Source organism: Actinomycetes bacterium (assembly GCA_022599915.1).
In the GTDB taxonomy this organism is placed as follows: domain Bacteria; phylum Actinomycetota; class Actinomycetes; order S36-B12.
In genome coordinates this window covers 1-25,279 of sequence record JAHZLH010000063.1, presented here as the reverse complement: position 1 = coordinate 25,279, position 25,279 = coordinate 1, and the positions used below count along the sequence as shown (strand labels likewise).

Here is a 25,279-nt window from a genome sequence, read left to right as displayed (position 1 = left end):
ACCAGGCAAAGGTGTCCCGCTTATTGCGCCATTTTTCGGTGGCATGTTCCGGGAACGGCTCTTCCTACCTGCCGTAGCGGCGGTTATCGCGAGGATCAGGGCTCGTTCTGACCCGGGCACAAACCCTTTTGCGGCTTCTTGACGCTGCCATCCGGCATAACGGTGTTGCAGTAGGTGGCGCCACTGAAATCGGCACCCTTGATGGTCGCCCCAGTTAGATCAGCATCCGACAGATTCGCGCCCGACAGATTGGCGTCAGTCAGATTGATACCGATGGCGTTGGAGTCGGACAGGTCCACCTTGGCCATATTGGCACCGGTGAGGTTCGTACCGATCAGTGAACTGAAGTCGAAGTCTGCTCCGGCGAGGTCAGCCTCGCTCATATTCGCCAGCGAGGCGGAGGCAAACGACCAAGTGGTTCCAGTGAGGTCAGCACCGGTCACATCGCTGCCAGAGAAGCCACCGCTGATGAAACTAACACCAGGAGCGATAAGTTCCCGCGCATCTGACAACACGATGTTCAGCCCCTCCCCCTTGGCGCCGGAAATATTCAGCCGCTGCAGTTGCGACAGGCCCATCATCACGTTGGTGAGGTCTTCACCCTCCAGGTTGGCGCCGACACATTCGGTGCGCTGTTCCAGGGTGCAGCCCCGCACGGTGTCGCCGTAGGGATGTGCCGATTCGGGGTTGGCTGCTGCCGCTGCCCCCTCGTACAGCGGGTTGTCGGGGGTCATAGTGACCGTGGCATCGGTCGCTCCGAAAGCAGGTGGATCGGGGCAACCGGAGTCTGATTCGCCCTTCACCGATCCGTCGGGCATCAACGTATTGCAGAACTTGGCGCCCTCCCATTTTGTACCCACATCGATGGCTCCGACGAAGTTGCTGCCGCTCAGGTCAGCTCCGGTGAAGTCGGCGCTGCTGAGGTCGGCTTTGTTGAAGGACACCCCGTTGATGACAGCATCAGTGAAGCTCACCTCAATAAGTTTGGCCCCGACGAAGGAGGACGAGACGATCGTCGCACCGTCTAACTTGGCGGAGCGCATATTCGCTTCCGTATTGTCGTTCAACACCATCTGGGTCTTGCTGAGGTCGCTATTCGCCAGCTCGGTACGCACCATGGAGGTCGCCGACAGTTCAGCACCGCTGAAGTTCACGTCAGTGAAGTCCCCGAATGAGATCGAGCCAGCCTTGAGGTTCGCATCACTGATATCCGCCCCACTCAGGTCGGCGTAGGACAGGAACGCTCCTTGCAGGTATTGCCCCGACAGGTCGACTTTGGGGCATTTGGTGTAACTCGCGATCGAGCAGCCGTTCACCTTCGTGTCGGACAGCACCTGGCCTTTCGGGTCGGTGTAAGTCGTCTGCATCAGGTAGTACGGATTCGTTGACGTCACCGTGATGGAACCGTCTGACGATGATGGACTGGGCGAACTGTCTGAGTCGGAGCCACTGCAACCGGCGAGGGCGAGGCAGCCGACGGCAGCGACGAGCAAAGACGAACGGATCGAACGAATCGAACGGATCATGCGCCATACCTTAGCCACCTGCATGTGCCGACCCAAGGACTTCTGCAGTTCGTAGCGGGAGTGGCTGCTGCGTTCGCCACAACTCGCAGACGTGAAATAAAGCCAGCGGCTAGGCGATGACTTCGACGCTGGCCGGTCCGTCGACCTGCGGCCGTCGGATTTCGATCCGCTCCGACACCCGCTCCTTTAACTCCGTCACGTGACTGACGATCCCCACTGATCGGCCGTTTTCGCGCAACCCATCAATCACCTCAATGACGTCCTCCAGCACATCAGGATCGAGAGTTCCGAAGCCTTCATCGATAAACAGGGTGTCCAGCGCTGCTCCGCCGGCCTCAGCCTGCACCACATCCGCGAGACCCAGCGCCAATGCCAGTGAGGTGTAGAACTTCTCCCCGCCGGACAGCGTCTTGGGGCTTCGTTCCTGGTTGGTGTGGCGGTCTAGCACCTGTAGCCCCAGACCAGTGCGGTCGGTGGCTCGCCGGACTGCGTCACTTTGGACTAACTCGTACTTGCCGCCAGCAATCCGAGTCAGACGATGATTGGCCGCTGTGACGACATTCTTCAGGTACTGCCGCAACACATAGCTGGTCAATGCGATCCTGCCCTGACGACTGGGTCGTGTGCCTGCGGCGAGGCCCGACACTTCTTGGATCGGTTCTGCTTCGGCGGTGACTCGTTCCAGTGTCGCGATTGAGTCCTCAACTCGGGACATTGCCTGCTCGAATCGCTGGACTCTTCCTTGGGCCTGAGCACGCTCACCCGTTGCTTCTTTTGCTGCTTGTTCGGCCTTGCTGAGAGTAGCTTTCGCCGCTTGAGCCTTGGCTGCCACTTCATCGGAGTTGATCGAGTTTGGGTCGATCCCCTGTAACTCTTTGTCTTTGGCTAGTTCAGCCAAGCGTGCTTCCTCCTTGGCGTCCTCTTCGACGACACCCACCAGTTCCTGCAACTCATCTTCTGGTAACAGCGCTTCTTGTAGTTCAGCCAGTGAATCGAATCCGACCTGTCGACGGTCGTTCTCGAACTGCGCCTGCTGGTCCTCGACCTGCTTAACCGCGGTATTGAGTGCTGAGATCGCCTCAACTAGCTTGTCCAGTTTCAGCCGCTGCGTTGCTAGGTCCTGTTGTCGGGCAGCAACAGTGTCAAAGTCTTCGCGCAACTCTGCGAGCCGCTTCTCCACATCGGTGAGGTCCTGCTGTGCCGAATCCACTTTCGTTGTGAGTTTCTTTTCGCGGCCAGTGCAATCGAGAATCTTCGCCGCGATCTGCTCCCGCTGCTCCTCCAACTCCTTCAGCGCAACCCGCAGATTCGATAGTTCCGCAGCCGCAGCCTTAGCCTGCCGTAGTTGCTCGGCGACCTTGTCGAGTTCGGATTGCAGATCTTCCCGATCGGCATCGCTGGCGGTCACTTGCTGAGCCACCAGTTTCTCGTTGAGATCGACCACGTTCTTGTCGGCCTGCTCGCGTTCCCGCTCGAACTGCTTCACTTTCGTATCAGCAGAATCGATCTGCTCCTGAGTTACCGCCTGGTCATCAGACTGGGCCGGCTGCGGATGTTCGGTCGAGCCACACACGGCGCAGGGTTCACCCGATTGCAACTCACCGGCGAGTTCCGCCGCCATACCGGCAATCCGACGCTGGACGAGTTCCTGTTGCCGCTCCCGTACGTCTTGGAAATGATCGATTGCGGTGCGCTGAGCATCTTTCGCCTTCACGAGTTTCGGTCGCAGTTCTACTACTGCTTTCGCCGCAGTCAACTGCTCGGCGATGCGGGAGGAGTCCTTCGTTAGTGCCTCAACTCGACCAGCAACCTCTGCTTGCTCCGCTATCTGCTCCTCCTGCGCAGTAATCAACTCCGGCAGTTGTTCTTTCTGCTGGTTGAGTTCCTGTAGTTCTTCTTGAGCAGCTGCAGCCTTGGCCTGCAGTTGATCCAGTTCTGCCTTCTTCCTCGGGAGGTCCTTCTCATCAGCGACCGCTGGCCCCAACCCTGCGGCGGTGTCGCCGACGTTCTTGAGGAGTTGCTTCAAGCCACCCAGATCAGCGGACCACCGTTGCAGTTCCTCGCGACCGCCGGCCGCTTCGATCGCCTCCGCTTCTGCCTTCGCTCGCTTTTGCTTCGCTGCCTGCAAGGCCGCCAAAGTACGTCCCGGGCCCACTGCTTGTCGGGCTGCCGTTAGCCGAGCCTTGTCTTGTTCTCGTCGTTGCGCGCTCTGCGCAAACTCGCGCTGTCGCCGAGCGAAATCCAAAACTTTGTCGATTCGTTCCTTCTGCTGAGTGGCAGTAGTTGCTTCCTTTTCTGCCTGCTGTTTTTCCCGATCAGCGCTATCGGCCGCAGCAGTAGCCGAGGTGACCGAATCGGCCAGCTCGACCGTGATCGAATCCAGTTTTCCCGCAAGCTCTGCTGGGTCTGCTTCTGTGATCTCTGCAATCTGCTCATCAGGCAGGGCCGCCGCTTCCAGCGCTGCTCTTAGTTCCCCGGTGACGGTGATCTGCTGCTCAGCGATTAGCGCTTTAGCTTTCTTGGCCCCTTCCGCCAGCAAATCAGTGATCTTGTCGTACTGCCATGCGCCAAACAGGCTGGTGAGTAGTTTGCGGCGCACGTCATCATCGGCCTCCAAGAATCGGCTGAACTCACCTTGCGGCAACAGCACTACTTTGCTGAACTGGGCCCGATCCAAGCCCACCAATTCCTGGACGCGACTCCCGGCTTCCTTATGGTCGCCAGTGATCTGCTCAGTGCCACCAGCGTCGTCCAGCCGGGATAGCGACACTGCCGCCTTTTCCTTGGTAAAGCCATCCCCCTTCAACTTGGGGCGCTGGTGTTGCGGGCTGCGCGTAATTCGGTGCCGTTGACCTGCGACCGAGAAATCGAGGGTTACTTCCGGCGTCACCCCGGGTTCAGCAAAATGCGAATGCATTCGAGCCGGGTCAGCGGAGTCACTCGCCACCCCGCCATAGAGGGCAAAGGTGATCGAATCCAACACTGTGGACTTGCCGACACCAGTGGGGCCTTCCAAGAGGAACACCCCGCTATCGGCGAGCCGATGGAAATCCACTACCTGCGTATCCGCGAACGGACCTACCGCAGTCATAGTCAACTGATGTAGCCGCATATCTACTCACCGCCCTGACCGCTCGCAGTAACAACGTCATCGATCAGGTCAACACGCACCTGATCGGGTTCTTCTCCGGTGTGAAACTCCATGAAGTTCTTGGTCACTTGAGCCGGGTTCTGTTGCTCCAGTCGGCCCAGCGCTGGCAGTTCGGTATCTCCTGCCGCCCCGGCCGGCTGGAAGTCCAGCGCAATCGTGTTCGGCCACACCGCACGCAACCGCTCCATAGGCGATTCAGGTCGGACGTTGTCGGTCAGGATCACCTTCAGATAGGCGTCGGTATCCCCCGGATCGCTGGCAGCCTGGGCAAGGAGTTCCGCAAGATTCCCCTGCTCTTGACGCATCCCACGACCGATCGGGACCGGTAAACGATCCATCGAAACTGCGCCGGCGCCGTCGATCTCCACCAGGGTGACCGACTTGGCGTGGTTGCGTTCTGAGAACGAGAATGCCAGTGGCGAACCGCTGTAGGCGACCACGGTGTCTGAATCGGCTAAGGACACCGTCTGTGGTCCGTGCAGATGACCAAGGGCTGCGTAGTTGAAGCCGTCGAAAACCGCTGCCGAAGCATCAGCAACACCGCCGACGCGAATATCACGCTCCGACTCCGACACCTCCGGATCGGCCGACCCACCCACGATGAAGGCGTGCGCCATCACCACGGTGCGTTCCAACCCGCGCTGGCTGGCATCCGCCCTAATCCGGTCAGCGGCAGCCGTCAACACCGCCTCGTGACTGCGATCAGCCTCCAACTCGACGCGCACCGCATCGGGCAGCAGGTAGGGGATGCCGTAGAAGCCAACCTCGCCATGCTCGTCAGCGAGGACAACGGGTTCAGTAATGCCGGGCACATCGGTCCGAAGATGAACGCCACTGTCGGCCATCACTCGACCGCCATAACTGAGCCGGACTGCGCTGTCGTGATTGCCAGAGGTGAGAATCAACGCCACATCGGACCGAGCAAAGGCCGCCACGGTCTCGTCGAGAATTTGCACTGCCTCTATTGGTGGCAACGCTCGATCGTAGATATCACCGGCAACCACCACTGCGGCCGCTTGCTGCTCGTGTGCGGTGGCCAGCAGCCAGTCACAGAACTCGCGCTGGTAGTCCAGCAACTCCTGGTTATGCAGTTTGCGGCCCAGATGCCAATCCGAGGTGTGAATGAATCTCATCGATCCCCCATTTCGTTCTCGTTCGTGCACAACGTCTGCTGGACGCAGTTGTACCTTGCTAGGTCCGCCCTATCCGATCATGCGCCAGCACGACTGTGGGAAGCGCCCCCGCCTTCCCCCGTACAGCGGGGGCACTCCCTCGTCAAAGCCAGCTCTTGCCGGAGTTGAACAAACAAATCACCGCTGATCATGAGCGACTAGTGACCTAGTGACCGACCATTCGATGACCTGACAAGAGGAAAACATGGGGCTCCGACAAAACTGCACCATCAGTGGGTAACGGGTCACTTCCGCAGCCCCGAACCAACCGCGGCGGGAGATCCGCCAGGCAGCATAAGCCTCGCGAGCACACGACCTGTCCGTGTCCCGCCGCGGCCCGTGACGACTACTTACGACCCGGCGCCTCGTTGGGAATCGCACCGCCGTAGCGGCGGTCTCGACTGGCGTACTGTTCGATTGCCCGCCACAGGTGTCGTCGGTCCACATCGGGCCACAGTTCCGGGATGAACACAAGTTCCGCATATGCGGACTGCCACAGCAAGAAGTTACTGATCCGCTGCTCGCCAGAAGACCGCAAGAACAAATCCACATCCGGCATATCCGGCTCGTCTAGGTAGGAGGCGAACAGTTTCTCGTCCACCTTGTCAGGCTTCACCAATCCGGCCTTGGCGTCTGCCGCCAGCTTGGCTGCAGCATCGGCGATCTCGGCACGACCGCCGTAGTTGACGCACATGGTCAACGTCATCACGTCGTTGTCCTTGGTGAGTTCCTCCGCGATCTCCAATTCCGAGATCACCGACTTCCACAATCGGGGGCGTCGACCTGCCCAACGCACCCGAACCCCCATCTGGTGTAACTCATCGCGGCGACGACTGACCACTTCTCGGTTGAAGCCCATCAGGAACTTCACTTCGTCCGGTGAACGCTTCCAGTTCTCGGTGGAGAATGCGTAGACACTGACCCACTTCACCCCGATCTCGATGGCCCCACTGACGAGGTCGTAAAGCGCATGTTCACCGGCCTCATGACCACTGGTGCGCGGCAACTCGCGCTCTTTGGCCCAGCGACCGTTGCCATCCATCACCACTGCCACGTGCTGGGGCACCAACTCAGCGGGGATGTTGGGCGGTCGCACACCGGTGGGGTGCGGTTCGGGGGGACGGTAGTTGCTCATGTTCGCTCCACGAGGCGCAGTGATCGCAATCCCCGCTCCAAATGCCATTGCAGGAAAGCCGCCACCAATGTGCTGCCTTCCTTCCTGCTACGTTCCGGCGCTGCAATAGCGGATGGCCAGTCCCCGGACAGCAGCGCACCCAATAGTTGCAGCGTCTCAGGTCGCGGTGACGACGACCCGGGGGGTCGACAGTCCGGGCACACCGCCCCACCCGAAGCGAAATGAAAGCCCCGATGCGGACCAGCGGCACCGCACCGAGCGCAGTCGGAGAAAGACGGCGACCATCCCGCCACCGCGATGGAACGCAACAGGTAGGCGTCCAAGATCAGACTTGGGTCGTAGCGGCCCTCACTGAGTGCTCGCAGTCCCGCCACCAGCAGCAGGAACTGTTGGGTGGCTGGTTCGCGTTCCTCGGCGGTGAATCGCTCGGCAGCTTCCAACATGGCCGAGCCGGTGGTCCAGCGCGGATAGTCCGCACACAGCACCGCTCCATGGGATTCGATCGACTCCGTCTGGGTGACGGTGTCCAGGTTGCGCCCCTGATACAGCTGCACGTCGACGTGACTGAACGGTTCCAGTCGCGCCCCGAACCGACTTTTGGAACGCCGCACCCCTTTCGCTACTGCTCGGATCCGGCCATTCTCCCGCGACAGCATGGTGATGATCCGGTCAACTTCGCCGAGATCATGCGTGCGCAACACCACGGCTTCGTCTCGATATGTGCGCACCTGCTCATTCTTCCACCTGCGGCGGAAAAAACCGATGACCGACCGCAAGCAGGAGTTGTCGCCACCGTGGATTAGGCTGTGCCCGTGGCACAGGATGACGGGCATGATCCCGGTGCCGACGACGGCACCACCAGTTCCCGGCGCCGTCGCGTCCGCATCCCCGAAAGCCTGAAGCCGATCACGCCCCGGCAGCACCATACCGACCCTGGGGCTGCGTTGCGGTCCACGAAGCCTGACCTACCGGTCAGCGACGATGTCCAGTTGATCGCATTGGAGCCACGCCGGCTACGCCGAGTGCTGATCCTGCTCCTGGTCGCGCTTACGCTCTACCAGCTGGCGATGTGGCTATTCACCGCCACCGGTCACTTCCTGTTTCTGATCCTGCTGGCCTGGCTGGGTGCGATTGCGATGGAACCGGCGATTCGCTGGTTCGAACGTCGTGGCCTGCGCCGAGCGTTGGGCACCTCGATCACCATGTTCATCGGCGTGTTGTTGTTCGGCACCGTCATCGTGATGTTCGGCGGGGTGTTCTCCGCCCAGATCGCGCAGTTGACGCGTAGCCTGCCGGGGATCATCAACGAGGTCGTGTTGTGGGTGAATGATCGATTAGGTCTGAGCATCAACCCCAACGAGATCATCCAGCAGTTCAACTTGGACGCCAACGCCATTGCTAACTTCGCCACCGACTTCGCCGGCGGCATCGTTGATGCATTCGGCTCGGTCTTCGCGGTCACCTTCGACTTGCTGACCGTGTTGGTCTTCGCCTGGTACTTGGCCGCCGACAGCCCCCGACTGCGCCGCACCATCGCCTCCTGGCTACCACCGACTCGGCAGCGGGTACTGCTGAAGGTGTGGGACATCAGCCTGGCAAAAGCCGGTGGCTTCGTGGCGTCAAAGTTGATCCTGGCGCTTATCTCCGCTGTGGCACACGCGGCGTTCTTCTGGATGATCGATCTGCCCTACTGGCTGCCGATGGGCGTGTTCGCTGGCTTCACCGCCCAGCTGATCCCGATCATCGGTACCTATCTCGGTGTGGCAGCACCGCTGGTCATCAGCCTGACTGATCAGCCCAGCGACGGTATTTGGATCATCGTGTTCGCCACCATCTATCAGCAGATCGAGAACTACTACCTGACTCCGCGCGTCAGCCGCGCCACTATGGATATCCATCCCGCGGTGGCATTGGGAGCGGTCTTTGCCGGTATCGCTATTTGGGGTCCGATCGGTGCATTGATCGGCATCCCGATCGCGGCTGCGGTCATCGCGGTACTCGATACCTACGGCAATCGCTATGAGCTCATCGCGGAAATGGACGAAGAGTCCCGCTCGGGCACATCCGACGGCAGCAGTACCCCGGGGCAACCGAAAACCCCTACGCCGACCGCACCCGGTGTCTAACGACTCGGGACTAGAACCCCAGCCGGTTCATCTGCTTCGGGTCCCGCTGCCAATCCTTGGCGATCTTCACCCGCAAATCCAAAAACACTCGGGTGCCCAACAGCGCCTCGATGCGTTTGCGTGATTCGGTGCCGATCCGGCGAATCCCCTCCCCCTTGCGACCGACCACAATGGCTTTTTGGCTGTCCCGTTCCACGAACACCCAGGCGATGACGTCCACCAACGGGTCGTCCGCCGGTCGGTCCTCCCGCGGTTCCATCTCTTCCACAACTACAGCGATGGAATGGGGCAGTTCGTCACTCATCCCCTGCAACGCCACTTCACGGATGATCTCCGACACCAGCGACTGCTCCGGTTCCTCGGTGATCACCCCATCCGGGTACAGCGCGGGACCCTCGGGCAGTTTCGCCAGCAGTACATCCGCCAACGTGTCCAGGCGCTCACCGCTGACCGCGCTCACCGGCACGATCTCGTCCCAGTCCCGTTCCAGCTCCTGACCCAGTGCGGCTACCGCTAGCAACTGCTCGCCGATGCGCTGCGGAGCGGCCAAATCAGTCTTGGTGACCACCGCGACCCGACGGCCACGGTTGGCGGCAGCAGATTCCTTGGCGATCAGCCGGTCACCGGGGCCCGGTTTTTGGTCGGCAGGGAAACATTGCACCATCACATCCACTTGCGCCCAGGCCTCCCGCACCCGATCGTTCAGTCGCTTGCCCAGCAGCGTGCGGGGTTTGTGCAGACCAGGGGTGTCTACCAAGACCAGTTGGGCATCGGGACGGTGCACCACCCCACGGATCACGTGTCGGGTGGTCTGCGGTCGAGCCGAGGTGATCGCGATTTTTTGACCCACCAGGGCATTCACCAGCGTGGATTTGCCAACGTTGGGGCGCCCGACCACACAGGCGAACCCAGAGTGCATCTGCTCAGCGGTCATCAAACACATCCACTACTTCGCCCGCGGCGTTCGCCCACACCACAACTCGACAACCCATGTCAGCCGCAGAATCAGTCGTTGGTCGCTGCTCGAAGGGCCCGTCGGTAACGATGACCATGGCACTGATCTGCTCAGCCCCGGATGCGGCCGCTTGCCCCACCGCAAGCTCCACCGCACTTATCACCAGCGACGACAAATCCACATCGGCACCGACATAGGTGCGCCCAGTCTCATCACGGACCGCAGCGCCGTTATTGGCTCGGATTCGCGCCCGCGCCGCCCGTGCCAGCGTAACTAGCTTCTGATCATCTGCGTTCAATTCTGTCACGATGTACTCTCCCTACTCACGGCGACGATTCGTCGGAGTCAGTTTGATCCGGCGGGATCGCCAGGATCGAGCCAATCCGGTTGCGACGGCCTTCAGCCGACTCCGCCCGCAACCGCCATCCCTGCTCCACAATCTCGGCGCCAGGAATGGGTACTCGGCCCAGTCGGCGTCCCATCAGACCACCGATCGTGTCGACTCCCTCGTCGTCAGCATCCAGATCGATGTCGGCCGCTTCACTGAAATGTTCCAGCGTGATTCGTGGGCTGACCCGCAGCAGCCCTTCTTCCAGTTCCACCATTTCGGGGACACCGGTGTCGTACTCGTCAGCGATCTCACCCACGATCTCTTCCAAGATGTCTTCGATCGTGACCAAACCAGCGGTGCCACCAAACTCGTCCACCGCGATCGCTAGGTGTTCGCGCGACGCCTGCATCTCCTGCAGCAGATCGTCTACCGGCTTGCTGTCGGGTACGTAGGTGACTGAGCGCATCAGTGATTCCACCCGTTCCGCCCGGTCTGCATTGCGATCCGCAAACAACCGTTTCATCACGTCTTTCAGGATCACCACACCCACGATGTCGTCGGTGTCCTCACCGATGACTGGCAACCGGGAAAAGCCGGAACGCAAGGCCAGTGATTGCGCCTGCCGCAGGGTTTTGTCTCGCTCAATGAACACCATTTCGGTGCGGGGCACCATCACCTGCCGGGCGGTGGTGCCACTGAGATCGAATACCGACTGGATCATCCGCGATTCGTCGTCCTCGATCAGCGCGGCCTGCAAAGCCGCATCCACCATTTCCCGCAGTTCTGCCTGGGTGGCGAATGGGCCACCACGGATCCCGGGTCCGGGGGTGATGGCGTTACCGAGCAGGATCAGCAGTCGAGCCAACGGGCCGAAGATCGCCGCGATGACCTGAGAAAGTCTCAGCGACACCAGCGCTACCCGGATCGGCTGCCGCTGTCCCACCGTCCGGGCGGATACGCCCACCACCACGTACCAGACCAAGGCCATGATCGCGCAAGCCAGCAGCACCGCCCAGCCCACCGACCAGGTCAGCCCACTCACCACAGCCACCGCTAGGGCACCGAACGCACCAACCGTGGCCAGCGTGCCGGCAAGCAGCAGCGAGTTCACGTATTTGGCGGAATCGTCCGCCACCCCCAGCAGTCGCTCGGCACGCTCATCGCTGTCGTTGAGTTCTTCTTCGACTCGGGCGCGTGACAATCGGGAAAACGCAGTCTCAGCCGAAGCCAAAGTCCACGCGATCGCCACCAGGACGACGAAAAGGACCAGCAACCAGATCTGGTCGGTCATCCATCGACCCCCGCGCCCAGGTCTGCTTCGTAGCGTTCCACGAGTTCCCGCTGCCGAGTGAACATGGCCCGTTCCTCATCCGGTTCAGCATGATCGTGACCCAGCAGGTGCAACACACCGTGGGTGAGCAGGATCCGCAGCTCTCGCTCACTGGAGTGCCCGGCAACGACTGCCTGACGGGCCGCAACAGCCGGACATAGCACCACATCACCCAAAATCCCGGAGACTGCCGGTTCATGCGGGGCCGGTTCGCGCAGCTCGTCCATTGGGAAACTCAACACATCTGTCGGACCGGGTTCGTCCATCCATTCCACGTGCAGCACTGTCATGGCGTCCTCGTCTACCAACGAGATCGACAACTCTGACTCGGCATCCATGCGCAACTCATCCAACAGAAAACCGGCAAGTTGCAATAGATCAGCGACGGGCTGGTCATCCCCGGTGTCATTGCTGAAATCGAGGCGGCTATCGGTTCCGGTGCTCACGGTGCTCACTTCGGCGGTGGTTCTGTTCGCTCTCGTCGTAGCGGCCGTAGGCCTCCACAATCTTCCCCACCAACTTATGCCGTACGACATCTTGCGCACCCAGGCGACAAAACGCGACGTCATTCAAACCGGTGAGAATGTTCTCCACGATACGCAGTCCCGACGACTGCCCCCCGGGCAGGTCAACTTGGGTCACATCCCCGGTGACGACCATGGTGGATCCGAAACCCAATCGGGTAAGGAACATCTTCATTTGTTCCGGGGTGGTGTTTTGGGCTTCGTCCAAGATGATGAATGCGTCGTTCAGCGTACGACCGCGCATATAAGCCAACGGGGCAACTTCGATGGTGCCACTGGTCATCAACCGCGGGACCGAGTCCGGGTCGATCATGTCGTGCAAGGCGTCGTACAACGGACGCAGATACGGATCGATCTTCTCGATCAGCGTGCCGGGGAGGAATCCCAGTCGCTCACCGGCCTCCACCGCCGGCCGCGTCAACACAATCCGGTTCACTTCCTTGCGCTGCAATGCCTGGACGGCCTTGGCAACCGCCAGATAAGTCTTCCCGGTGCCCGCCGGGCCAATTCCGAAGGTGACGGTGTTGGTTGCGATCGCGTCTACGTAGTCTTTTTGACCCAGAGTCTTGGCTCGGATCGTCTTACCGCGCGCGGACAAAATATTCGCGGTCAGCACGCTAGAGGGCTGATCGTGCCCAGACCGCAGCATGACGATGGAACGCTCTACCGCGTCTGGGGTCAATGACTGTCCAGTGTCGAGCACAGCAAGCATTTCCGCGAACACCTGTTCGCACAGTCGGACCTCAAGTTCCAGTCCGGCGATGGTGAGTTGGTTGCCGCGAGCGTGGATGTCGAGCCCAGGGAATGCGTCCTCCACGATGCGTAGCAACTCATCACCCGCCCCGAGCAGGCCCACCATGGGTTGCGAGTTGGGCACCGACAGGCGGGCCTCTGCGGTCACCGACGCCATTCGCGCCTCTTGCTTCGCATCAACGGAGTTGACTCCTCACTCGGGGAACTCCCCCATGGTAAGGCCGCGACCCGCTTACGTGCATACTTCGCGACTCAGCAATAACATCCGACTGCGGGCGAGCATCATCCCGGCGGCCACACCATCTGCCGAGCACCCAAGATGTGTACATGCACGTGATGCACGGTTTGGCCGCCTTCATCGCCGGTATTGACGACTAATCGGTAGCCACGGCCAAGTTCCTCCTGCTCCGCAACCCGGGTGGCGGTACGGAAGAGCCGACCGGTGAGTTGCGGGTTGGATTCGGCTAGACCAGCCATCGTCGCGTGATGCTCCACCGGGATCACGAGCACATGGGTTGGCGCCACTGGGTTGATGTCGGCGAAAGCGACGAACTCGTCATCGCGATACATCACATCAGCTGGGATGTCCCCAGCCACGATATTGCAGAACAGACAGCCGCTCATGGCCTCACGATACTGATCTTCTGCCCACTCATCAGCCCGAACGACCAGGGTTACTGCCAGCGACCGCTACGGGTCATGACCACCGCAGCCGCCACTACCCCGGCCGTCGATGTTCGCAGCACCGAACCACCCAACCGGACCGGCGTCGCACCTGCGGTCCGGAATCGATCCAGTTCGTCGTCGCTGATGCCGCCCTCTGGTCCCACGACCAGTACCAGTTCGCCGATCGAAGCTAGCGGCACCGTCGACAACGGCTGCTCGGCTGACTCATGCAAAACCAAGGCGGTGGCAGCGCTACCGAGCAGTTCCGCCAACTGATCGGTATTGTGCAGCGGCGCCACCTGCGGGAATCGAGCTCGCCGGGCTTGCTTACTCGCCGCCCGCACCACCGCGTTCCAGCGGCGCAGACCGCGTTCAGCTCGCTCGCCCTTCCAGACCGCGATGCTGCGCGACGCCGACCAGGGAATGATGCGATCCACCCCGGCCTCGGTCATCATCTCCACGGCGCTATCGGCACGATCCCCCTTGGCCAGTGCTTGCACCGCGGTGATGCTCAGGGCCGGTGGTGGCTCATCGTGAGGTGTGGCCAGTTCAACGACGAACGAGTCCCGTGTCACGTCGGCAACAGTCGCCGGAACCCGCCGGCCGTCACCGTCGACCAGAACTACCGATTCACCCGACCGCAGTCGTAGCGCGGCGGCACCATGGCGGCCTTCCTCGCCGGTTACCGGGAACCGATCGCCAGCCTGGACCTTAGCCAGGTCAGTGGCAGGGATCAGAAAGACCGGCGGGGTCATCGGCCCGCGAACGCGTCCTTGAGCCGACCGAAGAAGCCGGAGTTATGTTCCACTGGATTGACGGTGATTTCTTCTTCGCCGCGCAGCTGGGACAACTGCTCCAGCAGTTCTTTCTGCTCACCAGTGAGCTCGGTGGGGGTCAGAACTTCGACCTCTACGATCAAGTTGCCGCGACCCTGGGCGCGCAAATGGGGCACCCCAAGTCCAGGCATGGTGCGTTGCGAACCCGATTGCGTGCCGGAATCCACGACGACGGTTTGTTCACCATCTAGCGTTTCCAGCGGAATGGAAATGCCCAGTGCGGCAGCAGTCATCGGCACCCGCAGCGTGCAGTGCAGATCATCGCGATCCCGTTGGAACACCGGGTGTGCTTTTTCCAAGATTTCGATGTAGAGGTCACCGGCCGGGCCAGCACCAGGACCCACTTCCCCTTCACCGGTCAACTGGATGCGGGTACCGGAGTCCACCCCGGGCGGCACCCGGAACGCAACGGTGCGGCGGGTACGCACGCGACCATCCCCCGAGCACTCGTGGCAGGGGTTGGGAATTTGGTTGCCAAAGCCACGGCATTGCGGGCAGGCGCGAGTGGTCATGACTTGGCCCAGGAAGGAACGCTGCACCATCTGCACTTCGCCGCGGCCCTTGCACATGGTGCAGGTGATGATCTCGGTATTCGGCGCATTACCCGCGCCCTCGCACACCCCGCAGGCGATGGCGGTTTCGATCGTGATGTCCCGCTCCGAACCGAACAGCACCTCGGCCAGTTCCACCTCAATACGCACCAACGCGTCCTGACCACGCTGACTGCGAGGCCGCGGGCCACGCGGGCCACTAGTGCCGAAGAAGGTTTCCATTAAGTCGAAGGGGTCGAACCCAGCCGACGGACCGCCACCACTCAGCGGATCCACACCGCCGTCATACAGTCGCCGCTTTTGCGGGTCGCTAAGTACCTCGTAGGCCGCGGTCACCATCTTGAACTTGTCTTGCACTTCGGGGTCAGGATTAACGTCTGGGTGCAGTTCCCGGGCCATTTTCCGATAAGCACGCTTGATTTCTTGTGCATCAGCATCGCGAGCGACACCGAGGACCTCGTAGTAGTCGATCTGAGCTGCCATTACTGCTCCGAGAGGATTCGGCCGAGATACCGGGCAACTGCCCGAACCGCGGTCATACTTGCGGGATAGTCCATGCGGGTCGGCCCGACGACCCCCAAGTGGGCCACGGCTCGGTCCCCCGGGCCGTACCCGGAGGTAACGACGGACGTTTCCACCATATCTGCCACATCGTTCTCTCGCCCAATCCGGACGTGCACTTGATCTGTGGCATCCGCCTCACCCAAAAGGTGTAACAGCACGACTTGCTCCTCCAGCGCCTCCAGCACTGGGTGAATGGATTGCGGAAAATCGCGGTCGTAGCGGGCCAAGTTGGCGGCACCCGCGACGACTACTCGCTCTTCCACTTGTTCCACTGCGGCTTCCACCAACGTCGCCAGCAGCACACCCACCAACGGACGCTCGCTGGGCGGGAACTGCGACTCTAGTCCAGCCACCACATCGTGGATATCGTCAAAGGACCGGTCAGCAAGTTCCGTATTCAGCCGAGCGCGGATGTCAGCGAGCAGGCTGGGGTCGATCGGCGTGGGCGAATCAATCACCCGCTGCTCTACCCGGCCGGTGCTCGCAATCAGCACGATTAGCACGCGCTGCGGCCCCATCGCCACCAGTTCCACATGCCGCACGCTCGAGCGGGCAAGCGACGGGTACTGCACGATGGCGGCCTGGCTGGTCAATTGCGCCAGCAGTCGGGTCCCGCGTTGCACCACATCATCCAGATCCACCGCACCGTCGAGGAAGGACTGAATGGCGCGTCGTTCCGGCGCCGACAGCGGTCGAACGTCGGCCAGCCGGTCCACGAACATTCGGTAGCCCTTGTCGGTGGGTATTCGACCTGCGCTGGTATGCGGCTGTGCGATGAAGCCTTCTTCTTCCAGTACGGCCATGTCGTTGCGCACCGTGGCCGAGGACACCCCGAGATCATGCCGATCGACGAGTCCCTTGGAACCGACCGGCTCCTCGCTGGCGACGAAGTCTTGCACAATGGCGCGAAGCACGGTGAGACGCCGATCATCGGACATCGCCTACTCCCTCCTCGCAGTCCCACCCTGGCACTCCAGTTTTAAGGCTGCTAATACTACCGTCGAGATCGGCTCACTGCCGGTGCATTCGACGCGGCAGTGAGCTTGGGAAGCTGCGTTGGAACTCTGCTACAACACCATCGCTCCCGGCATCACGATCGACCGCAGTTCGGTTCGTCGATCCCGCCGCGGCAAATCCCCCAACTGTGATAATCATGTGACCGACGTCGCCGCGCTGTTCCTCAGGCAATCGGTGCCTCGCTGCTACTTTAAATGTGTTGATCATCTTGATCATGGTGACCAATCACCGACCCGCGAAGGAGCCATCGTGGCCTACATAACTCCCGCTTCACCGGATCGAGAGCCCACTGAGGAAGACGTCCGTAACTTCATCAGCGAAGCGGGCCGCCACTGGGGTGTTGCGCTGTCCTTTGGCATCATCTCGCTGTTGATCGGCATCGCCATCATGGCGTGGCCGGATGCCACCGTGGGACTGGTAGCGATCCTGTTGGGCGTGTGGCTGCTGATCAGCGGCATCTTCTCCCTCGTGGGTAGCTTCACCACCGGCGGCGACACTGCCAGCCGGGTGTTCATGGGGATCGCCGGCGCCATCGCCATCATTTTGGGCGTCCTGTGCTTCCGCGGTGACGAAGTGGAGATCCTGGCGCTGTTCGTCGGCATTAGCTGGCTACTGCAAGGCATCTTCCAGCTGATCGTGGGTATTCAGTCCAATGGTCAGGAAGGCCGGGGCTGGGACATTTTCCTCGGAGTTATCGGCATGATCGCCGGTGTCATCGTGCTGGTCTGGCCGGCACCATCGCTGATCGTGTTGGCCTGGGTGGCCGGTATCTGGTTGGTCATCTTGGGCCTGATCACGATCATCGCCGCCTTCCGGTTGCGCTCAGTGGCGGACAAAATCCAGACCGCGCCCGAAGATCAGGTTTCTATCTGATTTTCCCTACGCTGCCCGCGGCACTGATCAACTCAGTGACTCGAGCAGCTCGATAGTGACCCAGTCGGCTAGTAGCCGGCCCGCTCGAGTCAGTCGCAGCGGTTCCGCGTCCAACAGCAAACCTTGTTCCCGCAGTCGGGTCGCCGTGGTCTGCCAATCCTGACTGGTGGCTACCGCATCGATTTGCTCGGCTGACAACCCCGCTGGCAGCCGCAAGCCCAGCATGAGCAGTTCCGTGGTCAGTTGCTCCTCGGTCAACTGCTCTTCACCGGCCCGCGGGTCGCGGCCCGCTGCGAGCGCTTCGGACCACGCCACTGGATTGCGCTCATTCCACCACCGCACCCCAGCAAGGTGACTGTGGGCACCGGGGCCGATCCCCCACCAGTCGGCGTTGCGCCAGTAACCCAGGTTGTGTCGACATTCCTGACCGGGCATTGCCCAGTTGGAGATCTCGTACCAACTCAATCCGGCTTCGGTCAGCAGATCGTCAGCGATCTCATAGGCGGCTGCGGCGTAGTCGTCATCCACCCCCGCGATCTCCCCGGACCTGACGCGACGGAACAGCGCGGTCCCGCGCTCCACCTTGAGGGCGTAGGCCGAGATATGACCAACCCCAGCGGCTAGCGCAGTGTTGAGCGAGTCTCGCCAACTCGACAACGTCTCACCGGGCGTGCCATAGATCAAGTCCAAACTGACCTGCTCAAATCCAGCGTCAGCGGCCAGTTCCGCTGCGCGAACCGCCCCACCGGGGGTGTGTTGCCGATCCAACACCGAGAGGACCTGCGGGTCGGCGCTTTGCATGCCTATGGAGATCCGGGTGAATCCTGCCGCCCGCAGCCCAGACAACACCGCTGGGTTCAACGTCTCCGGATTCGCCTCGACGCTGACTTCCGCATCGACTGCTAATCCGATCCGGTCGTCGATCTGACTGAGCACCTGACCCAAGTCTGCCGGCGGCAGGAGTGTCGGGGTGCCGCCACCGACGAAAACTGTCTCGACCCGACGCCGACTTCCCAAGGCATCGGCAGCCCGATCAATCTCGGTGGTTGCTGCATCGAGCCAGTTTTGCCGGGTGCGGTGCCCATCCTCGCCCGGCACGTAGGTGTTGAAATCGCAGTAGCCACACCGAGCACTGCAATAGGGAACGTGCACATAGAACCCCAGCGCGCTGACGGAAGCTTGCTGGGTGGCGGGGACGTGGCCGCCAGTGTTCACATGCACCTCACCAGTGTCTCGCGACAATGTGTAGACATGCAGCGGGGCGGACCCGATGGGCCCGCCCCGCTGCGTAGTCGCGCTAGTGCCCCGGTATCAGCCGGAGTACATGTTGTCGATCAGTTCGCTGAACTCCTGCTCCACGACCTTGCGTTTCACCTTGAGGCTCGGCGTGAGCTCGCCACCGTCCACAGAGAGTTCCTTCGGAAGGATCCGGAACTGCTTGATGGTCTCCCAACGGTTCAGACCGGAGTTGAGCTCGTCGACTGCAGCCGCAACGATGGCCTTGACGTCGTCGTCCTTCGACAGCTGCTCGATGCTTGCACCGGCCTTGCCGTTCTTCTCGGCCCATGCGGCCGCGGCATCCGGATCCAATGCGACTAGGGCACTGGCGAACTTGCGCTCGTTGGCGATGACACACACCGCACCGGCGATGCCGCACTTGGCCTTGAACTGCGCTTCGATCGCACCTGGGGCGATGTACTTACCACCCGAGGTCTTGACCAGGTCCTTCTTCCGGTCGGTGATCTTGATCCGGCCAGCGTCGTCGATGACACCGATGTCACCGGTGGCGAACCAGCGTTCCGGACTGGGTGGCTGATCGCCGAAGACTTCTTCGTTGGCCTCTTCCCGATTCCGGTAGCAGCGCATCACGCCACCGCCGCGGACCATGATCTCGCCGTCATCAGCGATCTTGATCTCGGTACCAGGCAGGGGCTGACCGACGGTGCCGGCCATCTTCGATTCTGGCCGATTCACGCAAGTCGCTGCGGAGGTCTCGGTGAGGCCGTAGCCCTCCAGGATCGGCAGACCCACGATGTCGAACCACTCGTTGATCTCCGCGCTCAGCGCTGCCGAACCGGACACCATGTAGCGCAAGTTGCCGCCGAGTCGTTCACGCACCTTGGAGTACACCAGTTTGTCGGCCAGATTTAGCTGCCAACCACCGTAGTTCTCGCCGTTCATCTTTTTGGCGTGCTCGCGCTTGCCTACGTTGAAGGCCCAGTGGAAAATTTTCTCCTTGAGGCCACCATCTTCGGCGGCCTTGGCCTGCACACCGGCGTAGACCTTCTCAAAGATTCGCGGTACGGCCGCCATCAAGGTCGGCTGAATCACCGGGAGGTTCTCTACGATCTTGGGTACCCGGCCGTCAACGACGGTGACGCCGCCGACCTGCAGATGTCCACCGAGGAGGACCTTGCCGAACGAGTGAGCTAGCGGCAGCCACAAGAACTGCACGTCGGCCTTGTCCATGATGCCGAGCGCATCCATGGCAGCGGCCTCATAGGTCCAGTTGCCGTGGGTGAGTTCCACGCCCTTGGGCTTGCCGGTGGTGCCGGAGGTGTAGATCAGCGTGGCCAACTTGTCCGGACCGGTAGCGTCTACCCGCTCCTGAATGAGATTGGGGTTTTCCGCCAGGGCCGCTTTGCCCTTTTCCCGCAGTTGGTTCCAACTAATAACCTTGTCGCCATCACCTTCACCGTCGATCAGGATGATCGTCCCCAGCCGGTCTATCTTGGCAGCTAGTGCCTTATCCGCCTGTGACTGATCTTCTGCGAACAAAAGCTCGGTACCGGAGTCCTGCAGGATGTAGGCGACGTCGTCGTCGCCGGTGCTGGGATAGACCGTGGTGGTGGCTGCTCCCGACAGCATGATGGCGTAGTCGGCGAATACCCACTCCAGCCGGGTACTGCTGGCGATAGCGACCCGGTGTTCCATTTCTGCGCCGAGGGCGACTAGACCTGCGGCGAGTTCGGAGCACTCTTGCAGCGTCTCGTCCCAGGTATATGATTTCCAGCCGGACCCGGCTGGCTTGCGGAAGCCCTCCATTGGCCCGCTTTCTTTGACCCGATTCAGGATTAACTGTCCGAACGATGGAGCAGGTGTGGGCATTTTTTCAGTGAGCGAGCCACTGGTGCGACCTGCCGACGGCATTGCTGACATTCCGTGCGCCTCCTTAGGCGTATGTGCGACTACTCGCAACATAGTGATCTAGGAGCGTCTTCGCGCGCGGTTGGGCCAATTGGTTCGAAGTGTCGGCGCAAGCAAGCGCAGCAAAAATCTACTTCTTGTCGGAATCAGTGGACAACGCCGCAATGAATGCCTCTTGCGGCACCTCAACCCGACCCACCATCTTCATCCGTTTCTTGCCCTCTTTTTGCTTCTCCAGCAGCTTGCGTTTGCGACTGACATCGCCGCCATAGCACTTCGCCAAGACATCTTTACGCATCGCTCGGATGGTCTCGCGGGCGATGACTCGAGATCCGATGGCGGCCTGGATTGGGACCTCGAACTGCTGCCGTGGGATCAACTCTCGTAATCGGCTGGCCATGGCCACGCCGTAGGCGTAGGCGCTATCTCGATGGACGATGGCGCTGAAAGCGTCCACTGGATCGCCGTGGAGCAAGATATCCACTTTCACGAGGTCGGCCGCCTGTTCCCCATCGGGTTCGTAGTCCAGCGATGCGTAGCCCTTGGTTCGGGATTTCAGTGAGTCAAAGAAGTCGAACACAATTTCGGCCAACGGCAGCGAGTAACGAAGCTCCACCCGATCCGTGGACAGATAATCCATGCCCAGCATGGTGCCTCGCCGAGATTGGCACAGTTCCATGATCGTGCCCACAAAATCGGAGGGGGCAATGATCGTTGCTTTGACGACAGGTTCGGTCACCTCCGCCACCTTGCCGGTCGGAAACTCCGACGGATTGGTCACCACGTGAGTGGCTTCGTCTTCCATCAACACCCCGTACACCACACTCGGTGCGGTGGAAATCAGATCAAGCCCAAACTCACGCTCCAGCCGTTCTCGCACGATTTCCAAGTGCAGCAAGCCCAAGAAACCGCAGCGGAAGCCGAATCCCAGCGCGGTGGAGATCTCCGGTTCGTACACCAACGCAGCATCGTTCAACTTCAACTTGTCCAGCGCATCCCGCAGATCCGGGTAGTCGGAGCCATCGATCGGGAACAGTCCGGAGTAGACCATCGGCCGTGGGTCGCGGTAGCCGCCGAGGGACTCTGCTGCCCCGGTGTTGGCGGTGGTGACAGTGTCACCCACTCGGCTTTGCCGAACATCCTTCACACCAGTGATCAGGTAACCGACCTCACCCGCGCCCAACCCGTCGGCGGCTTCGGGCTCCGGGGAAATCACTCCGACCTCAAGGAGCTCATGGGTGGCACTGGTGGACATCATCTTGATTTTGTTTCGATGCGACAGTGAGCCGTCCATCATGCGCACGTAGGTGACCACGCCACGGTAAGTGTCGTACACCGAGTCGAAGATCAGCGCGCGAGCTGGCGCCGAGGGGTCGCCGATTGGGGCGGGGATATCGCTCACTACCCGCTCTAGGAGTTCGTCCACACCTTCGCCAGTTTTGGCCGACACCCGCAACACTTCGTCTGGTTCGCAGCCGATGATGTGGGACAACTCAGCGGCGTACTTGTCTGGTTGCGCAGCAGGTAGATCGATCTTGTTCAGCACCGGGATGATCTGCAGATCGTTTTCCAACGCCATGTAGAGATTCGCCAGCGTCTGCGCCTCAATCCCCTGTGCCGCATCCACCAGCAGCACCGCCCCCTCGCAGGCGGCCAAACTGCGCGAAACCTCGTAGCTGAAATCCACATGCCCGGGCGTATCAATCAAATTGAGCACATATCGGACGCCGTCACTGGCCCGGTACGGCAACCGCACCGCCTGGCTCTTGATCGTGATCCCCCGCTCGCGCTCAATATCCATCCGATCGAGGTACTGAGCGCGCATATCGCGGTCTGCCACGAGGTCAGTGGCTTGCAGCATGCGGTCAGCGAGCGTGGATTTGCCGTGATCAATGTGCGCGATGATGCAGAAATTGCGGATCACCTCGGGTGGGGTGGCTCCAGGCTGGGTAGTTGTCACAGCGTTCTGCTCCGTCGCGAGCACCAGGATTTGGTGGAATGGGGTGCTACACCGCTATCCTAGAGCCCGTTGCCGTGGAACCTAGTTCCGCGGTTCCAAGACATTGATAACTAACCACTGACAACAAGCAGGATCGGCGAAGCATGGCGAATCTCCAATCACAGATCAAGCGCAACCGCACCAACGAGAAAGCGCGGCTGCGCAACAAGTCGGTGCGCTCAAACATCAAGACCTCCATCCGGCGGTTCCACGAGGCCGTCGCCGCCGGCGAGAACGAGCGTGCCCAAGAGCTGGCTCGTATCGCTGGTCGGGAGTTGGACCGTGCCGCCAGCCGTGGTGTGCTCCACAAGCGTCAGGCCGCGAACCGTAAGTCGGCCATCTTTACTGAGGCCGCGAAACTCAGCTGAGCGCCGGGTGCTGCTGCACCCGTCCGTCATCCCCTCGTTGACACAGCTTGTCCGCAGGTCTTCGTCGTCCTGATGCGACGGCGTGATCGCTAGTGATTGGGCGGATTCTCGAGATTGGCGAGCCGGGTTAACTCTTGCTCTAACACCGCCATCTTCTGTTCATCGTCGAGTGCGGTCCCGCCGGCGATGCTGCCTTTCATGTCGGCGTCGATTCCCGGCAGCCGCACGGCAAGTCGAGCCACTCGGGCGCCAGTCGCTTGCCACGATTGCGCGTTGCTGCGGGCGCGTTTCGCCATCCACGGCCTGATTGCCGGATCAGGCCGCGCTCCCCGCATCCCAGCCAGAGCCATCATGCGTAGCCCGTGGGCGAGGGCTGCCACTACGGCGACCGGCAGTCCCCGGTCTCGTTGCTCCATCAGCCGCAGCAGCCGCACCGTCTGCGCCCCGTCGCCTGCCCATACCAAGTCGGCGAGTTGGAAAGCCGACGAACGAGTCTGCACCGGCAGCATGTGCTGCACCTGATCGATGTCGACGCGACCGTCGCGGCTATCAGCAACTGCCTGCTGGACTGATCCGATCAGCAGGGAGAGCGAGTCGGTGCCTAGCGCGTCGATCAGCCACTGTTCCGCCCGGTCGCTGATCTGGCCACCGGCGGCTTTCGCTTCAGTGCGCAGTAGGTCCCGGACGTCACGCTCGGATGGTTTGTCGCATTTCACGACCAGCCCGCCGGCCTTTTCGGCAGCGTTGATCACGCCACGACCTCGCTGACCGCCCAGGTGGGTGATGAGCAGCGGTGGCGCTTCCGGGTCGTCGATCGCCGCTTTCAGGGCCTCGGCGATCGCCTCGTCGGCTTGGTCTACTGCTTCCACCTGCAGGATGGGCGGCTCACCAAACAAGCTAGGTGAGGCAGACTGCGCGATATCTTCAGCGATCGGGATGCCACTGTCGGCTTTGCGGCCACAGTGCAGCCGTTTGATCTCTCTATCCGGGTGCTCGTTGCGGATCTGCTCCATGAAGCGCGCAGCACTGCGATCGACCAGTACCTGTTCCGGACCGGTCACCACGACTACTCGTTGACCGGGGTGCCACTGTTGGGTTGCGGCCCCACCGGATCGCTTTGCTGCCACGCCCCGATCCTGACACGATCCGGTCCTCGCACCCGGCAGTGGGTCAGCCGAGTCGCTGAGCACCAGCCGGCCGCTGCGGCTAGCCGAGTCGGGTGTAGTGCACCTGGTCGTCGGCCACGGCTGGCGCGAAAACTGCGCGGAGGTGGAGCCTAGTTTCCATGATGGAAACGGTAGCCATCTAGGGAATCTGACGCTCGGCAGCACCCACCATCGCCGTCTGCGGGCCTACTAGCAACCGCCGCATAGCCCAGTACCCCCAAAAACATCCCTAAACCGCCACAACCGAGGTGCTGCGCCTTCCCCGAACAGCAGCTCGGGTGTGGTTGAGATGGCCTCTTTATACAGACACCCCCCGACAACTATCTGGTCGGTCAGCAGTTGGTGTTCCGGATGCTGCCGTCCGGCATGGTCGTATTGCAGTAGATCGCGCCGGTCAGGTCCGCGACGTTCAGGTTCGCTTTGGTCAGGTTCGCGTTGGTCAGGTTCGCGCCGTTCAGTTTCGCTTCGTACAGTTTCGCTTCGTACAGGTACGCGCCGTACAGGTTCGCGCTGGTCAGGTTCGCGCCGGACAGGTACGCGCTGGTCAGGTTCGCACTGGTCAGGTCCGCGCCGGTTAGATTCGCGTTTCTCAGGGTCGCGTCGGCGAGGTCCGCGTTGGTCAGGTTCGCGCCGGTTAGATTCGCGTAGTCCAGGCACGCGCCTTCCAAGTCCGCGTTCCTCAGGTTTGCGCCGGTGAGGTCCGCGTCGATCAGGTTCGCGCCGGTCAGATTCGCGCCGCGCAGGTTCGCGCCGTACAGGTCCGCGCCGGTCAGGTCCGCGTATTGCAGGTCCGCGCCGGTCAGGTCCGCGTATTGCAGGTCCGCGTCGGACAGGTCCGCGCCTTGACAGTTGGGGGCGCATCCGGGGGTGGCTCGTAGTTGCCGGCCTTTGGACGTGGTGTTGGTGGCGGGTCCGAGTTGAGCGTTCTTCAGGTTCGCACCAGGCAACTGGGCGTGTTTCAGGTTTGCTCTTTTCAGGTTCGATTTCTTCAGCGTCGCCTCATGCAGCTGCGCATGTTTCAGGGTGGTGTTAGTGAGTTTGCCTTTCGTCAGATTGACGCCACGGAAATCAGCGCCGTGCAGTTTCGCC

Annotated in this window: 22 protein-coding genes; 3 read left to right on the top strand and 19 right to left on the bottom strand. The window is 61.3% G+C overall.

The window, feature by feature from the left end; all coding sequences use genetic code 11:
• Positions 1–95: 95 nt before the first annotated feature.
• From K0U62_10150 to recO, 5 genes are all read right to left on the bottom strand, one after another.
• Positions 96–1,526 carry a pentapeptide repeat-containing protein gene (locus tag K0U62_10150; GenBank protein ID MCH9801873.1) on the bottom strand — a complete coding sequence of 477 codons (1,431 nt, stop codon included), beginning with the start codon at positions 1,524–1,526 and terminating at the stop codon, positions 96–98.
• A gap of 109 nt (positions 1,527–1,635) precedes the next feature.
• Entirely contained in the window at positions 1,636–4,617 is a 2,982-nt protein-coding gene (locus K0U62_10145) for an SMC family ATPase (protein ID MCH9801872.1), read from the bottom strand.
• A 23-nt stretch (positions 4,618–4,640) separates the two neighbouring features.
• Positions 4,641–5,810: an exonuclease SbcCD subunit D gene (locus tag K0U62_10140; protein MCH9801871.1), complete on the bottom strand. Its 1,170-nt coding sequence runs from the start codon at positions 5,808–5,810 to the stop codon at positions 4,641–4,643.
• Between the two features lie 385 nt (positions 5,811–6,195).
• Complete coding sequence (locus K0U62_10135) at positions 6,196–7,032, bottom strand: isoprenyl transferase (GenBank protein MCH9801870.1); 837 nt, start codon at positions 7,030–7,032, stop codon at positions 6,196–6,198.
• Positions 6,981–7,712 (bottom strand): DNA repair protein RecO, encoded by a 732-nt coding sequence (recO, locus tag K0U62_10130; protein ID MCH9801869.1) that lies wholly within the window; start codon positions 7,710–7,712, stop codon positions 6,981–6,983. The genes K0U62_10135 and recO overlap by 52 nt, the downstream gene beginning before the upstream one ends.
• 84 nt (positions 7,713–7,796) lie before the next feature.
• On the opposite strand from recO, the gene K0U62_10125 reads away from it, so the two are divergent.
• Positions 7,797–9,110: an AI-2E family transporter gene (locus K0U62_10125; protein MCH9801868.1), complete on the top strand. Its 1,314-nt coding sequence runs from the start codon at positions 7,797–7,799 to the stop codon at positions 9,108–9,110.
• A 10-nt stretch (positions 9,111–9,120) separates the two neighbouring features.
• On the opposite strand, the gene era is transcribed toward K0U62_10125, so the two are convergent.
• The 9 genes from era to hrcA form a co-directional block, all read right to left on the bottom strand.
• Complete coding sequence (gene era, locus K0U62_10120) at positions 9,121–10,053, bottom strand: GTPase Era (protein ID MCH9801867.1); 933 nt, start codon at positions 10,051–10,053, stop codon at positions 9,121–9,123.
• Entirely contained in the window at positions 10,034–10,375 is a 342-nt protein-coding gene (locus K0U62_10115; protein ID MCH9801866.1) for a cytidine deaminase, read from the bottom strand. Before K0U62_10115 ends, era begins: the two co-directional genes overlap by 20 nt.
• Before the next feature lie 13 nt (positions 10,376–10,388).
• A complete protein-coding gene (locus K0U62_10110) occupies positions 10,389–11,687 on the bottom strand; it encodes a hemolysin family protein (GenBank protein ID MCH9801865.1) in 1,299 nt (432 codons plus the stop codon).
• Entirely contained in the window at positions 11,684–12,262 is a 579-nt protein-coding gene (gene ybeY, locus K0U62_10105) for an rRNA maturation RNase YbeY (GenBank protein MCH9801864.1), read from the bottom strand. The genes K0U62_10110 and ybeY overlap by 4 nt, the downstream gene beginning before the upstream one ends.
• Entirely contained in the window at positions 12,153–13,160 is a 1,008-nt protein-coding gene (locus K0U62_10100; GenBank protein MCH9801863.1) for a PhoH family protein, read from the bottom strand. The genes ybeY and K0U62_10100 overlap by 110 nt, the downstream gene beginning before the upstream one ends.
• A 125-nt stretch (positions 13,161–13,285) precedes the next feature.
• Positions 13,286–13,627 (bottom strand): histidine triad nucleotide-binding protein, encoded by a 342-nt coding sequence (locus tag K0U62_10095; GenBank protein ID MCH9801862.1) that lies wholly within the window; start codon positions 13,625–13,627, stop codon positions 13,286–13,288.
• A gap of 50 nt (positions 13,628–13,677) precedes the next feature.
• Positions 13,678–14,424 (bottom strand): 16S rRNA (uracil(1498)-N(3))-methyltransferase, encoded by a 747-nt coding sequence (locus K0U62_10090; protein MCH9801861.1) that lies wholly within the window; start codon positions 14,422–14,424, stop codon positions 13,678–13,680.
• Positions 14,421–15,539 carry a molecular chaperone DnaJ gene (gene dnaJ, locus K0U62_10085; protein ID MCH9801860.1) on the bottom strand — a complete coding sequence of 373 codons (1,119 nt, stop codon included), beginning with the start codon at positions 15,537–15,539 and terminating at the stop codon, positions 14,421–14,423. The genes K0U62_10090 and dnaJ overlap by 4 nt, the downstream gene beginning before the upstream one ends.
• Positions 15,539–16,558: a heat-inducible transcriptional repressor HrcA gene (hrcA, locus tag K0U62_10080; protein ID MCH9801859.1), complete on the bottom strand. Its 1,020-nt coding sequence runs from the start codon at positions 16,556–16,558 to the stop codon at positions 15,539–15,541. The genes dnaJ and hrcA overlap by 1 nt, the downstream gene beginning before the upstream one ends.
• Positions 16,559–16,886: 328 nt before the next feature.
• On the opposite strand from hrcA, the gene K0U62_10075 reads away from it, so the two are divergent.
• The gene (locus tag K0U62_10075; GenBank protein MCH9801858.1) at positions 16,887–17,510 is read left to right on the top strand and encodes an HdeD family acid-resistance protein; all 624 of its coding nucleotides are present in this window, start codon (positions 16,887–16,889) and stop codon (positions 17,508–17,510) included.
• 27 nt (positions 17,511–17,537) lie between these two features.
• Here K0U62_10075 and hemW read toward each other — a convergent pair whose 3' ends face one another.
• The 3 genes from hemW to lepA form a co-directional block, all read right to left on the bottom strand.
• A complete protein-coding gene (hemW, locus tag K0U62_10070; protein MCH9801857.1) occupies positions 17,538–18,731 on the bottom strand; it encodes a radical SAM family heme chaperone HemW in 1,194 nt (397 codons plus the stop codon).
• A gap of 90 nt (positions 18,732–18,821) precedes the next feature.
• Positions 18,822–20,660 (bottom strand): long-chain fatty acid--CoA ligase, encoded by a 1,839-nt coding sequence (locus tag K0U62_10065; GenBank protein ID MCH9801856.1) that lies wholly within the window; start codon positions 20,658–20,660, stop codon positions 18,822–18,824.
• A 127-nt stretch (positions 20,661–20,787) separates the two neighbouring features.
• A complete protein-coding gene (gene lepA, locus K0U62_10060; GenBank protein ID MCH9801855.1) occupies positions 20,788–22,581 on the bottom strand; it encodes a translation elongation factor 4 in 1,794 nt (597 codons plus the stop codon).
• Between the two features lie 179 nt (positions 22,582–22,760).
• On the opposite strand from lepA, the gene rpsT reads away from it, so the two are divergent.
• Positions 22,761–23,024, top strand: a complete 264-nt coding sequence (gene rpsT, locus K0U62_10055) for a 30S ribosomal protein S20 (GenBank protein MCH9801854.1) — start codon at positions 22,761–22,763, stop codon at positions 23,022–23,024.
• Positions 23,025–23,113: 89 nt separating this feature from the next.
• Here the strand turns inward: rpsT and K0U62_10050 are convergent, their stop codons facing one another.
• Together K0U62_10050 and K0U62_10045 are read right to left on the bottom strand one after the other, a co-directional pair.
• Entirely contained in the window at positions 23,114–24,151 is a 1,038-nt protein-coding gene (locus K0U62_10050) for a hypothetical protein (protein MCH9801853.1), read from the bottom strand.
• A 371-nt stretch (positions 24,152–24,522) separates the two neighbouring features.
• Positions 24,523–25,279 (bottom strand): pentapeptide repeat-containing protein (locus tag K0U62_10045; protein ID MCH9801852.1); only part of this gene is annotated, 757 nt, incomplete at its 5' end.

Excerpts from the sequence above, each read along its gene's own strand:
- era (MCH9801867.1), bottom strand. The coding sequence starts at position 10,053 with ATGTGTTTGATGACCGCTGAGCAGATGCACTCTGGGTTCGCCTGTGTG.
- K0U62_10090 (MCH9801861.1), bottom strand. The coding sequence starts at position 14,424 with ATGACCCCGCCGGTCTTTCTGATCCCTGCCACTGACCTGGCTAAGGTC.
- K0U62_10140 (MCH9801871.1), bottom strand. The coding sequence starts at position 5,810 with ATGAGATTCATTCACACCTCGGATTGGCATCTGGGCCGCAAACTGCAT.
- rpsT (MCH9801854.1), top strand. The coding sequence starts at position 22,761 with ATGGCGAATCTCCAATCACAGATCAAGCGCAACCGCACCAACGAGAAA.
- K0U62_10135 (MCH9801870.1), bottom strand. The coding sequence starts at position 7,032 with ATGGCATTTGGAGCGGGGATTGCGATCACTGCGCCTCGTGGAGCGAAC.
- K0U62_10095 (MCH9801862.1), bottom strand. The coding sequence starts at position 13,627 with ATGAGCGGCTGTCTGTTCTGCAATATCGTGGCTGGGGACATCCCAGCT.
- K0U62_10150 (MCH9801873.1), bottom strand. The coding sequence starts at position 1,526 with ATGATCCGTTCGATTCGTTCGATCCGTTCGTCTTTGCTCGTCGCTGCC.
- K0U62_10145 (MCH9801872.1), bottom strand. The coding sequence starts at position 4,617 with ATGACTGCGGTAGGTCCGTTCGCGGATACGCAGGTAGTGGATTTCCAT.
- K0U62_10110 (MCH9801865.1), bottom strand. The coding sequence starts at position 11,687 with ATGACCGACCAGATCTGGTTGCTGGTCCTTTTCGTCGTCCTGGTGGCG.
- K0U62_10065 (MCH9801856.1), bottom strand. The coding sequence starts at position 20,660 with ATGCCGTCGGCAGGTCGCACCAGTGGCTCGCTCACTGAAAAAATGCCC.
- hrcA (MCH9801859.1), bottom strand. The coding sequence starts at position 16,558 with ATGTCCGATGATCGGCGTCTCACCGTGCTTCGCGCCATTGTGCAAGAC.
- K0U62_10100 (MCH9801863.1), bottom strand. The coding sequence starts at position 13,160 with ATGGCGTCGGTGACCGCAGAGGCCCGCCTGTCGGTGCCCAACTCGCAA.
- ybeY (MCH9801864.1), bottom strand. The coding sequence starts at position 12,262 with ATGTCGTACGGCATAAGTTGGTGGGGAAGATTGTGGAGGCCTACGGCC.
- dnaJ (MCH9801860.1), bottom strand. The coding sequence starts at position 15,539 with ATGGCAGCTCAGATCGACTACTACGAGGTCCTCGGTGTCGCTCGCGAT.